This is a genomic window from Streptomyces sp. NPDC017676 (genome assembly GCF_044329325.1).
Lineage (GTDB): Bacteria > Actinomycetota > Actinomycetes > Streptomycetales > Streptomycetaceae > Streptomyces.
On the sequence record NZ_JBIRJA010000004.1, the window covers coordinates 401,399 to 413,891 of the forward strand.

The 12,493-nt window shown below is 73.8% G+C and carries 9 protein-coding genes; 4 read left to right on the top strand and 5 right to left on the bottom strand.

The genetic code is table 11. The annotated features are described in order from the left end of the window. Window positions 1–8: 8 nt before the first annotated feature. The 4 genes from ACH4LD_RS11930 to ACH4LD_RS11945 form a co-directional block, all read right to left on the bottom strand. Window positions 9–1,262 carry an SLC13 family permease gene (locus ACH4LD_RS11930; RefSeq protein WP_398054134.1) on the bottom strand — a complete coding sequence of 418 codons (1,254 nt, stop codon included), beginning with the start codon at window positions 1,260–1,262 and terminating at the stop codon, window positions 9–11. A gap of 64 nt (window positions 1,263–1,326) precedes the next feature. Beyond that, complete coding sequence (locus tag ACH4LD_RS11935) at window positions 1,327–2,568, bottom strand: hypothetical protein (RefSeq protein ID WP_398054061.1); 1,242 nt, start codon at window positions 2,566–2,568, stop codon at window positions 1,327–1,329. Between the two features lie 248 nt (window positions 2,569–2,816). Beyond that, window positions 2,817–3,524, bottom strand: a complete 708-nt coding sequence (locus ACH4LD_RS11940; protein WP_398054062.1) for a DUF4232 domain-containing protein — start codon at window positions 3,522–3,524, stop codon at window positions 2,817–2,819. Between the two features lie 162 nt (window positions 3,525–3,686). Beyond that, window positions 3,687–5,078, bottom strand: a complete 1,392-nt coding sequence (locus ACH4LD_RS11945) for a serine/threonine-protein kinase (RefSeq protein WP_398054064.1) — start codon at window positions 5,076–5,078, stop codon at window positions 3,687–3,689. Window positions 5,079–5,125: 47 nt separating this feature from the next. Here ACH4LD_RS11945 and ACH4LD_RS11950 point away from each other — a divergent pair, with 47 nt between their 5' ends. Then, complete coding sequence (locus ACH4LD_RS11950; protein ID WP_103816468.1) at window positions 5,126–5,674, top strand: RNA polymerase sigma factor; 549 nt, start codon at window positions 5,126–5,128, stop codon at window positions 5,672–5,674. 15 nt (window positions 5,675–5,689) lie between these two features. Here ACH4LD_RS11950 and ACH4LD_RS11955 read toward each other — a convergent pair whose 3' ends face one another. Further along, on the bottom strand, window positions 5,690–8,071 hold the full coding sequence (locus ACH4LD_RS11955) for a SpoIIE family protein phosphatase (RefSeq protein WP_398054065.1): 2,382 nt from the start codon (window positions 8,069–8,071) through the stop codon (window positions 5,690–5,692). Window positions 8,072–8,347: 276 nt separating this feature from the next. On the opposite strand from ACH4LD_RS11955, the gene ACH4LD_RS11960 reads away from it, so the two are divergent. The 3 genes from ACH4LD_RS11960 (at window position 8,348) to ACH4LD_RS11970 (ending at window position 12,170) form a co-directional block, all read left to right on the top strand. Then, a complete protein-coding gene (locus ACH4LD_RS11960; RefSeq protein ID WP_398054066.1) occupies window positions 8,348–11,440 on the top strand; it encodes a glycoside hydrolase family 2 TIM barrel-domain containing protein in 3,093 nt (1,030 codons plus the stop codon). A gap of 109 nt (window positions 11,441–11,549) precedes the next feature. After that, window positions 11,550–11,789 carry a hypothetical protein gene (locus tag ACH4LD_RS11965; protein WP_132785677.1) on the top strand — a complete coding sequence of 80 codons (240 nt, stop codon included), beginning with the start codon at window positions 11,550–11,552 and terminating at the stop codon, window positions 11,787–11,789. 3 nt (window positions 11,790–11,792) lie between these two features. Then, a complete protein-coding gene (locus tag ACH4LD_RS11970; RefSeq protein ID WP_041666033.1) occupies window positions 11,793–12,170 on the top strand; it encodes a toxin Doc in 378 nt (125 codons plus the stop codon). The last annotated feature ends 323 nt before the right edge of the window (window positions 12,171–12,493 follow it).

A 12,493-nucleotide genomic window follows, 5' to 3' on the forward strand; every position in this document is an offset into this window, starting at 1 on the left:
ACTACCCGTCACATGATGCGCAGCGACCCCCACAGTGCCACCACCGCGACGGCGAGGGAGGAGGGCACGGCCAGCAGCCCGAGCCGGGTGAACTCCCGCAGGTCCACGTCGTGCTCGTGCTGGTGGACGATCCGCCGCCACAGCAGCGTCGCCAGCGACCCGGCGTAGGTGAGGTTGGGGCCGATGTTCACGCCGAGCAGCACGGCCAGGACGGCTCCCGGCCCGGCGGGTGCGGCCAGCGGCAGCAGGACCAGGACGGCGGGCAGGTTGTTGATCAGGTTGGCCAGCAGGGCGGCCAGCGCGGCGATCCCGAGCAGCGCGACCAGCCCGGTGCCGCCCGGCATCACCCGCCCGAGCACGTCCGCGAGCCCGTTGTCGACCACCGCCCGCACCACGACGCCCAGCGCCAGCACGAACGCGAGGAAGGCCGGGGCCGCCGCCCGTACGACGCTCAGCGGGCTCGCCTTCCGGCGGACCAGCGCCCGCCCGGCCAGCACCAGCGCTCCCGCCGCGGCCACCCAGGCGGGCTCCACGCCGAACGCCGACGCCACCACGAACCCGGCCAGCGTGCAGCCCACGGTCACCAGCGCGAACAGCGGCAGCCCGGGCGTCTCACCGGTGTCCCGGTCCGCCGGGGCCGCCGCCGCCAGGTCCCGCGCGAAGAACCGCCGGAACACCACGTATTCGACGCCGATCGCGGCCAGCCACGGCAGCGCCATCAGCGCCGCGAACCGGGTGAAGCTCAGCCCGCTCGCCGCGAACGCGAGCAGGTTCGTCAGATTGGACACCGGCAGCAGCAGCGACGCCGTGTTCGACAGATGCGTACAGGCGTAGACGTGCGGCTTGGGCCGTACGCCCGTCCGTGCGGCCGTGGCGAACACCACCGGGGTGAGCAGCACGATCGTCGCGTCCAGGCTGAGGACGGCGGTGATGACCGACGCCAGCGCGAACACCGCCGTCAGCAGCCGCACCGGACGGCCCGCCGCCCACCGCGCCATCCACGCCCCGCACGCCTGGAACAGCCCCTCCACGTCACAGAAGTGGGCGAGCACCAGCACCGCCGCCAGGAACCCGACCACCGGACCCAGCCGCTCCGCCTCGGCCCGCGCGTGGCCGAGGGAGATCGCGCCGGTCGCCACGGCGATCCCGGCGGCGGGCACGGCCATGACCGCCTCCGGCCATCCGAAGGGCCGTACGACGGCCCAGGCCAGCACGGCGACCAGCAGAACGGCGGACAGGGCCTCGGCGAGCGGGGTGTTCAGGGCGGGGTCCTTCCGAAGTGGAGCAGAGGGTGCCCGCCCATCAAAACAGACGATCCTGAACGGTTTACGACGCCCCGGCGCCCGCCGCGCCCAGGAACTCCGCCCAGCCGCCCGCCGGGGACTGCCCGGGCACCAGCGTGCGCAGCTTGCGCAGCACCCCCGGGTCCTGCGCCTCCAGCCAGGCCACCAACTGCTTGAAGGACACGAACCGCACGTCGTCGTAGGCGGCCATCTTCCCGATCGCCTCCTCGACGGCGTCCATGTAGATCCCGCCGTTCCAGCGTTCGAAGTGGTTGCCGATGAAGAGGGGCGCGCGGTTGGACTCGTAGGCACGCCGGAAGCCGGCCAGGTAGGTGTCGCGGGCCTGGACGCGCCAGGTGTCGTACTGCGCCCGGTCGCCGAGCGGGTTGCCGCCGGACTGGTTGAACATCATGTTGTAGTCCATCGAGAGGACCTGGAAGGAGTGGCCGGCGAACGGTATGGACTGCAGCGGGAAGTCCCACAGCCTGCCGCCCCGCACCTTGCCCGGCCAGACCTGGAGGCCGCCGGGGGAGCTGGCGTCGTACTTCCAGCCGAGCGCGGCGGCGGTCGGCAGCAGATTGGCCTGGCCCTCCAGACAGGGGGTACGGCCGCCGGTCAGCTCCTTGCGGTAGTCGAAGGGCAACGGGTCGAGGTCGGTGAAGCCGGTGTTGGTCTTCCACTGCGTCACGAAGTCCACCGCCTGGTCGATCTCGCTGCGCCACTCGGCCGCGGACCAGTTGCGCACGCCGGTCGCCCCGCAGAAGTGCCCGTTGAAGTGGGTGCCGATCTCATGGCCCTCCAGCCAGGCCGCGCGCACCTGCTGGAGCGTGGCGTGGATGTGCCGGTCGGCGAGGTAGCCGATCGCGGAGGCGCCGACCGGGTGCTGCGGCGGCCGGTACAGGTGCTTCTTGGACTCGGGCAGGGTGTAGATGCCGCTGAGGAAGAACGTCATCCCGGCGCCGTGGTCGGCGGCCACCTTGCGGAACCGGGAGAACAGCTTGTTGCTCAGCTCGCCGGCGCCGTCCCACGAGAACACCACGAACTGCGGGGGTCGCTGACCGGGACGCAGCCGCTCCGGCTCCGGCTGGTGCGGCTGGGGGCCGGTGTCGGCGGTCGAGCCGTCGCCGATCGGCTTCACCGGCCGGGCCTGCGCGGTGCCCTTCGCGTCCGCCGGGTCCGGTCCGCCGGTCCTGAGGCCGGTGCCGGAGGAGCAGGCGGCCAGTGTGCCGAGGGCGCCCGCCGCCGCCCCCGCCGTCAGCACCCGCCTGCGTGAGATCCCGCTCATCTTTCCCCGATTCCCTGGTCACGGCCCCTGCTGGGGGCCACTTCGCTGTGCGGTCGACCGGGTTCGATGACCGGAGGGCGGGAAAAGATCGCGACCCAGGGCGGCTGTTGCCGTCCTGTGACAGTTGTGGCGCCGGCATGACGATCGAGGCCGGCGCCGACGTGACGGACCCCGTTGTCCCGTGCGCCGACGTGACGGACCCCGCTGCCTCGGGGGTGGCAGCGGGGTCCGCGCGGAGGGGCGTCGGGTCAGGAGGGCCCGGCGCCGGGGCTGAACACCGTCAGACGGACGGTCGAGGAGTTGCCGGACACCGGCACGGGCCCGCCCTTCCAGACCACCTTGACCTGGTCCCGCTCGTCCGGCGGGGTCACCAGCAGCGCGGCCGGCGTGGCCGCCTTCGCCCCGCTGACCCCCGGGTTGGAGAAGGTCATGCCCGCCCAGGCGCTCTGTCCGGGCTTGAGCCTGACGGTCACCGGGGTGCCCGGGGACCGCTTCGGGTCCGGACCGAGCTGGTCACCGGAGGCGCCCACGAAGGCGGCGCCCGGATAACCGTGCAGGGTGCAGGTCCGGGCGGAGGTGTTGGTGAGGACCACGGGGAAGTTCTCCTGGCCGGCGCCCGGGTCGTTGCGGCCCACGGAGGCGCGCAGCTCGGAGGTGTGGCAGCGGGTGCTCGCCGCGGCCGGGGTGGTCGTGGCCGTGGCGCCGCCCGGGGACGCCGTCGTCCGGGGGGCGGTCGGCGTGCCGGTGCCGGTGGCGGAGGAGGCCGTGGCGGGCGGCGCCGGGCTCGTCGTGCCGTCCGTCGCGGGGGCGGCCGTACCCGCGACGGTGGCCGGGGCGTCGCCTTGCGCGCTCGTGCCGTTGCCGCAGGCGGTCAGCAGGCCCAGCACGGCGACCGTGCCCACGAGCAGGGCCCCGTGCCGCGCGGATCGGGGGGCGGACCGGGGGGTGTACACCATGTCGCTCAACACTCCTGGAGGTCACGGCACGCGACGGGACCGCGTGCCTACGGCGCCGGGTGCGCCGTCCTCTCCGTCCGATGCACGGACCGCCGGAAAAGTTCGGGGCGCGCCGGGTTCTGTCGTGTTCCTTTCCCCGCCCCGCCTCCCGGCAGCCGCCGTTCAGGCCACCCGCAGTGAACGCAGTACGCCGTCGGTCGCGTCCCCGTCACCCCGCTCGCGCACCTGCACGTACACCTGCGGCCGCGCCGCCCCGGCCGCCGGGACCAGCGCGGACTCGGTGACCGAGCCGCCGTCCGGGCAGCCGTTCCAGGCCCGGACCAGCCCGTGCCAGTCGGTGTCCGTGAAGGTGTGGGCGCCCGCGTAGCGGCAGCCGGGGTGCGCGAGCGCCTTCACCTTCGCGGTGACGTCGCCGCGCCCGCCGACCCCGACGAACACCCCGTCCACGGCGGCCTTGAGATCGGACCAGCGGGACAGGTCGTCCGCCACCACGAGGCCCGGCTGGTGCCCCGCCGTCAGCCCGAGGGCGTGCGGGTCCCAGCCGGAGTCGCGCAGCTCGCGGCCCCAGCCCTCGGGCACCCGGAGGGTCACCCGCCCGGTGGCGTCCGCGACCCGCACCCCGTCGTCCGTGCCGCCGTCCCGGTGCAGCGCCACGGTCACCGTGACCGCGGCGGCGGTGGCGGCGAGGACCGCGGCCACGGCCAGCGTCACGGTGTTGAGCCGGCCGCGCACCCCGTCCAGGCGCCGCGCGGGCCGTACCGACGGACCCGCGGCCAGCCGGTCCAGCTCGTGGGCGAACGCCAGGGCGGACGGCCAGCGCCGCGCCCGGTCCGGCTCCAGCGCGCGCAGCAGCACCCGTTCCACGTCCGCGCCGAGTTCCGGCCGCAGCCGTCGGGGCGGTATCACCTTTCCCGGCGGGCCCGGCACGGTCCCGGTGAGCAGTTCGTAGCCGACCGCGCCCAGGCTGTAGACGTCCGCCCGTTCGTCGATGCCCTCGCCGGGCTCGGCCTGCTCCGGCGGCTGGTAGCCCGCCGAACCGGCCGCCAGGGTCAGCACCGACGCCTGCGCGAGGCTCTTGGCCAGCCCCAGGTCGGCCAGCAGCACCCGGCGGGTGCCGTCCGGGGCGGTGTGCAGCAGCACGTTGGTCGGCTTGATGTCGCGGTGGACGATGCCCGCCTCGTGGAGCGCGGCGGCACCGCGCGCGGCCTCGGCGGTCAGCGCGAGCGCCTCCCGCACCGGCAGCGGGCCGCCCGCCGGCAGATCGGCGAGGGTCCCGCCGGCGGCGTACTCCATCACGAAGTACGGCCTGCCGTCCGGGAGTTCTCCGATGTCGTAGACCTGCACCACCCGGCTGGACCCGGCCCGGCGCAGCAGCCGCGCCTCGGACAGGAAGCGCTCCCTGATGTCGAGCCGGTGCGACCAGTTCTCGGCGAGGACCTTCACCGCCACCGGGGCCTGGAGCTCGGGGTCGTGCGCGAGCCACACCGTGGCGAAGGCGCCGCTGCCCAGCGGCCGTTCGAGGCGGTGGCGGCCGATCCGCTCCAGGGGGTGCATACGACTATCATGCCTGGCCTGAGATCGACTTGGAGGGGGGCCCGTCCGTGCAGGACCAGGCGCTGACGGAAGACCTCGCCCGGCGCGCCGCCGCGGGCGACAGCGGGGCCCTGGACCGGTTGCTGACCGGCATCCGGCCCGAGGTCGTGCGCCGCTGCGCGCGCTTCCTGCCCTGCCGGGAGGACGCCGAGGAGGCCGCGCAGGACGTGCTGCTCCAGGTCGCCCGGCACATCACCGGCTTCCAGGGCCGCAGCCGCTTCGGCACCTGGCTGTACACCGTCGTCGCCAACTGCTGCCGGCAGAAGTACCGCGAGCTGAAACGGCGGGCCGCCGAACAGCCGGCGGCCATCGAGCCCGCACACGCCGTGGACCCGCGCACCACCAGCGTCATCGCCGGCTCCCGGGTGGATCTGCTGGAGGCCCTGGACCGGCTGGAGCGCGAGCATCCGCATCTGGTGGCGCCGCTGGTCTACCGGGACATCTGCCAGCTGGACTACGCCGAGGCCGCCGAGCGCGCGGGCATCCCGCTCGGCACCCTCAAGTCCCGTCTGCACGAGGCCCGCAAGCAGGTGCGGCCCTGGCTGGCCGCCTCCTGAGACGCGGCCACGGGCCTACTGGTCCTCCTCGTACAGCGGCAGCTCGGCCCAGATCGTCTTGCCCTCCGGGGTGTGCCGGCTGCCCCAGCGCTGGGTGAGCTGGGCGACCAGCAGCAGGCCCCGGCCGCCCTCGTCGAAGGTCTTCGCCCGGCGCAGATGCGGCGCGGTGTGGCTCGTGTCGGAGACCTCGCAGATCAGCGTGGTCGCGTCGTGGATCAGCCGGAGCCGGATGGGCCGCGCCCCGTACCGGATGGCGTTGGTGACCAGCTCGCTGACCACCAGCTCCGCCGTGAACGTCGCCTCGCTCAGCGACCAGGCGTCCAACTGGTCCACGACCTGCTTGCGGATCGGCGCGACCAGCGCCGGGTCGGCGGGGATGTCCCAGGTCGCCACCTGTGAGGCGGGCAGGCCCCGGGTGCGGGCCAGCAGCAGCGCCACGTCGTCCGGCGCGGCCCCGCCCGGGAGCAGGGCGTGCAGGACGCAGTCGCACGCCTCGTCCAGGGAGTCCGCGTCCTGCCCCAGCGCCCGGAACAGCAGCTCGCGGCTGGCGTCCAGGTCCCGCTCCCGGGACTGCACCAGGCCGTCCGTGTACAGGGCGAGGACGGTCCCCTCGGGCAGGTCCACCTCGGTGGACTCGAACGGCAGCCCACCGAGACCCAGCGGGGGACCGGCGGGCAGGTCGAGCAGCTGCGGCCGGCCGCCCGGCCGCAGCAGCACGGGCGGCGGGTGCCCGGCGCGGGCCAGCGAGCAGCGGCGGGACACCGGGTCGTAGACGGCGTACAGGCAGGTGGCGCCGACCTCTCCCGGGCTGCCCTCGGCGCCGGCGTCCTCCGACAGCCGCAGCACCAGGTCGTCCAGGTGCGTGAGCAGCTCGTCCGGGGCCAGGTCGATGTCGGCGAGGGTGCGCACGGCGGTGCGGAGCCGGCCCATGGTGGCCGAGGCCTGGATACCGTGCCCGACGACGTCCCCGACGACCATCGCGACCCGCATCCCGGACAGCGGGATCACATCGAACCAGTCCCCGCCGACGCCGGCGCGCGCGGCCGGGAGGTAGCGGGAGGAGGCGTCCAGCGCGGCCGTGCGCGGCAGCGAGCGGGGCAGCAGGCTGCGCTGGAGGGCGAGCGCCGTCTCGCGCTCGCGCGAGTAGCGGCGGGCGTTGTCGATGCAGACGGCTGCCCGCGCGGTGATCTCCTCGGCCAGCAGCACGTCGTCCGCGGTGAAGGGGTCCGGGCGCCGGTGCCGGATGAGCACCGCGACCCCGAGGGTGAGTCCGCGTGCCTGGATCGGCACCGACATCGAGGAGTGGATCCCGAACCGCCGCACCCACTCGCAGCGCTCCGGATGCCAGGTCAGCCACTGGTCCATGTCACCGGCGGAGACGGCGGCGGTGATCGTGCGGCCCGCGGTCAGCGAGTCGCCCTGCGGGGAGAGGGCCGGGTACTCCTCCGCCGTCCCGGGCGGGACCACCACCTCCGGCAGGTCCGGCAGCACCGACTGGTGGGCGGCCCGGCGCAGCCGCACCGGCGCGGTGATGCGGGCCGGGGGCTCACCGCCGTACTCCTGCGGGTCCAGCAGGTCGATGGTGACGAAGTCGGCGAGCGCGGGCACGCACACGTCGGCCAGCTCCTGCGCGGTGCGGGTGACGTCGAGCGTGGTCCCGATGCGCACGCTGGCCTCGTTGAGCAGTTGCAGCCGCTGCCGGGCGCGGTGGTTGTCGGTGATGTCGTGCGCGGCCAGGCACACGCCCCGGACCCGGCCGGCCGGGTCCCGGACCGGCGCCATGCTGGCGAGCCAGGCGTGGGCCCGGTCCTCGCCGCCGGTGCGCATGAAGGTCTGCACGTCCAGGGGCCGGCCCGAGGTCAGCACCCGGAGCATGTTCTCCTCCAGTTCCTCGCTCTGCGGCCGGCCGCCGATCTCCGCGAGCCGCAGCCCCCGTACCCGCTCCTCGGGCAGCCCGACCACGCCGGCCATCGCCTCGTTCATCCGGCGCAGCCGCAGCCGGTCGTCGTACACGGCGACCGGGCACGGCGACTGGATCAGGCCCGCCTCGGTGAGCGGGTCGTCCCCGGCGGGCGGACCGGTGCCGGTGAGCGGGGTGACGACGAGCCAGTCACCCGGGTGCTCGTCGTGCGCCGGGCGGTGGTGGGCGAGCAGCCACACGGGGACGGTACGGCCGTTCCGGTGGCGCAATCCGACCGTTCCCGCCCAGCGGGGGCCCAGGGGCGGCACCGGGGCGCCGGCGTCGGCCAGCAGCTCGGCGGCGGGGCGGCCCAGGACGGCGTCGGCCGGGTGGCCGAGCAGGCGGCGGGCGCCCTCGTTCCACTCCACCAGCGTTCCGTCGGGGCCGATGACAGCCCGGGCCGTCGCCGCATCGTCGAACGGATAGACCCGGCTCATCGTCCCCGCTCCCAAGCGCACACTCACAGTGAACAGGTGGCACCACTCGCGTACCAGCCTAGTGCTTCGCGCCCGCCCGTGAGCGCCGATCCGGGCCGCCCGGCCGACCCGTCGAACAGGTCGGGGGCACGGTCAAGGGGGAATTCCGGCCGATGTGCCGGCGACGGCACTCGTGCGGTTCCGGACCCTTGACGATCGTGTGTGGCAGGACGTCAGAATCTGTTTGTTCGCGATCAGTTGTGAGTACTTCTGGGCCCTGATGAGGGAGAGCCGCCCATGTCGGTCACGCGTAGATCGGTTCTGGTCGCAGCCACGGCAGCGCCCGCGGCCGGGACGCTCCTGGACATTTCCGCGGCTCCGGCCGCCCTCGCCGCCGGCGCGCCCCCCGCCCGGGGACGCCACACCGTGCCCCTGCGGGACGGCTGGCGCTTCGCCCTGGCCGACCCGGGCGGCACCGACCCCACCGGCGCCTACGCACGGGCCGCCGACCCCGACTACGACGACTCGGCCTGGCGCGAGGTCGCCGTACCCCACGACTGGAGCATCGAGCAGACCCCCACGACCGACCACGGCACCACCAGCGGCACCGGCTTCTTCCCGGGCGGCCTCGGCTGGTACCGGCTCGCCCTCCGCCTCCCGCGCGACTGTGCCGGCAAGCGGATCTCGGTCGAGTTCGACGGCGTCTACATGGACGCCCACGTCTACTGCAACGGCACCGAGGTGGGCCGCCACCCCTACGGCTACACCGGCTTCGCCCTCGACCTCACCGACCTCGTCCACGCCGACGGCACCACCGTCGACGTGCTCGCGGTCAAGGTGCGGAACCAGCTGCCCAGCAGCCGCTGGTACTCCGGCAGCGGCATCTACCGCGAGGCCCGTCTGGTGATCACCGAGCCGGTGCACGTGGCCCGCTGGGGGACGTACGTCACCACGCCGGAGGTCTCCGCCGACCGGGCGCTGGTCCGGGTGCGGACCACCGTGCGGAACGCCTCCGGCACCGGCGCGGACGTGGAGGTACGCTCCCGGATCGTCGCTCCGGACGGCCGGACCGTCGCCCGTACGGCCACCACAGCCGCCGTCTCGGAGGAGGCCACCGAGACCCACGAACTGACGGTTCCCGAGCCCCTCCTGTGGGACTTCGCGACCCCGCAGCACCGCTACACCCTGCACACCGAGCTGCGCGTCGGGGGCCGCACCACCGACACCCACCGCACGACCTTCGGCATCCGCACCTTCCGCTTCGACCCCGACGGGGGCTTCTCCCTCAACGGCGCGTACACGAAGATCAGGGGGGTCGACCTCCACCACGACCAGGGCGCGCTCGGCGCCGCGATCAGCATCGACGCGGTGCGCCGGCAGATGCGGATCATGAAGTCGATGGGCGTCAACGCCTTCCGCACCTCCCACAACCCGCCCTCGCCGCAGATGGTCCAGGTCTGCGAGGAGCTGGGCGTCGTGATGATGGTGGAGGCCTTCGACTGCTGGCGTACCGGCAAGACGACGTACGACTACGGCCGGTTCTTCGACGAGTGGTGCGAACGGGACGCCACCGAGATGGTGCTGGCCGCCCGCAACTCGCCCGCCGTGGTGCTGTGGTCCATCGGCAACGAGATCCCCGACTCCACCTCCACCGCCGGGCTCGCCATGGCGGACCGGATCATCGCCGCCGTCAGGGCCGCCGACGACACCCGGCCGCTCGTCATCGGCTCCGACAAGTACCGGCGCGTACCCGCCAAGGGCTCGGCGGCCGACCTGATGCTCGCCAAGCTGGACGGCCTCGGCCTCAACTACAACACGGCCAAGTCGGTGGACGCCCTGCACGCGGCCTACCCGCACCTGTTCCTCTTCGAGTCCGAGTCCTCCTCGGAGACCTCGACCCGCGGCACCTACCAGGAGCCGGAGCACCTGAACACGGGGGAGAACCACACGCCCGGCAAGCGGGAGGTCTCCTCGTACGACAACAACCTCGCCTCCTGGACGATGAGCGGCGAGTACGGGCACAAGAAGGACCGGGACCGGAAGTGGTTCGCGGGCCAGTTCCTGTGGTCCGGCATCGACTACATCGGCGAACCGACGCCGTACGACGTCTTCCCGGTCAAGGCGTCCTTCTTCGGCGCCGTCGACACCGCCGGCTTCCCCAAGGACATGTACCACCTCTTCCGGAGCCAGTGGACGACCGAGCCGATGGTCCACCTGCTGCCCATGACCTGGAACCACGAGGACGGCGACACCGTCGAGGTGTGGGCCTACGCCAACGTGCCCGCCGTCGAGCTGTTCCTCAACGGAGAGTCCCTGGGAGTGCGGGAGTTCGACCTCAAGCGGACCACCGACGGCCGAAGCCACCTGGAGACCACCGAGGCCACCGGTGACGACAAGACCTTCACCGACGGCCCCTACCCGGGCAGTTACACCAGCCCCAACGGCAGCGCGGGCAAGCTGCACCTGACCTGGAAGGTCCCGTACCGGCCGGGCGAGCTGAAGGCGGTGGCCCGGCGCGGCGGCAAGGTCGTCGCCACCGACGTGCTGCGCACGGCCGGCGCCCCGCACGCCGTACGGCTCACCGCCGACCGCGACTCCCTCGCCGCAGACGGCCGTTCGCTGGCCTTCGTGACCGCGGAGATCGTCGACGCGCACGGCGTGGTCGTGCCCGACGCCGACCACCTCATCGCCTTCGACGTCACCGGCGGCTCCCTGGCCGGCGTCGACAACGGCCGCGAGGAGAGCGCCGAGCGCTACCAGGCGAGCACCCGCACCGCCTTCCACGGCAAGGCCCTCGCCATCGTCCGCTCCGGCACCAGGCCCGGCACTCTGAAGGTCACCGCCCGCGTGGACGGCCTGCGCACGGGCACGGCCCACCTGCACACCACCCCGGCCCGCTCGGCCGCGACCACGGAACCCGCCGCCTTCCGGCCCGACCACCCGGCGCCGCCCGGCTGCCCCTACGCGGACGCCAGTTACTCCGGCCGCCCCGACACGCTCCCCGCCGCGATGCTGGACGGCGACCCGGCCACCGGCTGGTCCAACGCCTTCGTCAAGCCGGCCACCGCGCTGCTGCCGGCGTTCGGCGGGGCCCGGGCGAAGGACTGGGTGTCGGTCGACTTCGGGCGCACCCGGACCTTCGACCGGGTGGCGGTCTCCTTCACCGTCGACGCCGGCCACACCCTGCCCGCGCGGGCCGAGGTGGCGGTGTGGGACGGCCACGCCTGGGTCCCCGTGACGGGGGCCACGGTGGAGTGGGCCACCGCCTCCGACAGCCCGACGGCCATCACCTTCGACGCGGTACGCGGCTCCCGGCTGCGCCTGACGCTCACCAGCGCGTACCCGGGGCAGGCGAAGGGAGCGGTGCGGATCAGCCGCCTGGACGTGTGACCGTGCCGGCACGACCGGGGGAGGCGGCGCCCTCCGGCCGGTACCGCACCAGGTGCCGGTTGACCTGGGCATATTTACGCGGAAGTACCCGCGCGGTACCGTGAGGGGCATGCCAGCTCTCAACGTGGAGTTCAGCGAACGGGAACTAGAGGACCTGCGGCAGATCGCCAAGGAGCGCGGTACGTCGATGAAGGCCCTCGTGCGCGAGGCCGCCGCCGCCGACATCGCCCGGCACCGGGCCCTCCAGGAGGGCGCCGAGGCGTTCCGCCGCTTCTTCGCCGGTCATGCCGAGGAGTTCGCGGCGGCCTTCCCCGAGGACGAGCGTCCCGCCAAGGGCGAGGCCGCCTGAGCGATGCCCTCCGTCATCCACATCGACGTCCCGTGGCTGCTCCAGCGGCACGAGGAGGTCCTGCCCGACCAGCCCGCCGTGGACGACTTCTCCGCGCTGGTCGCCGCCGTCGCCCGGCACCGGGTGGACCCGCCCCGGCTCGGCGTGGACTCCGACGCCGCCTGGCGCGCCGCCGCGCTGCTGCACACCCTCGCCGTGCTCAAGCCGCTGCCTGCGGCCAACGCCCGCTTCGCCTGCGCGACCGCCGTGGCCTACATGTTCGTCAGCGGTGTCGGCATCGACCCGCCCTACGGCGCCCTCGTCGACCTGGCCCGCGACCTGATCTCCGGCAAGACCGACGTGTACGGCGCCGCCGACCGGCTCCGCTCCTGGCAGATCTGAGGCGGCCGGGCCCTGCCCGCCCCCGGCCGGCGGGGGAAGCCGCCGGGAGCCGCCGGCCGGGAGCGGGCCTTTCCGAGGAGGACCGGCACCCAGTCCACCACCGGTCCGCCCGCCGCGGGAGCGTGCGCTTCCGGCGGGCGCGTGCGCACGCTTCACACGGGGCGCATGAGAAATCCGGCCGCTTTCGCGACAAGCCCTGGCCGGGGCCCCGATTCTGACTTTCTTTCAAACCCGTCGATGTCCTCCGCGCGCCTTGTTGCCCGTGTGGCACTTGTGCAAGGGTTTCGAACGCGGTGAATTTCCCGCTCGCACACGCGCCAGAA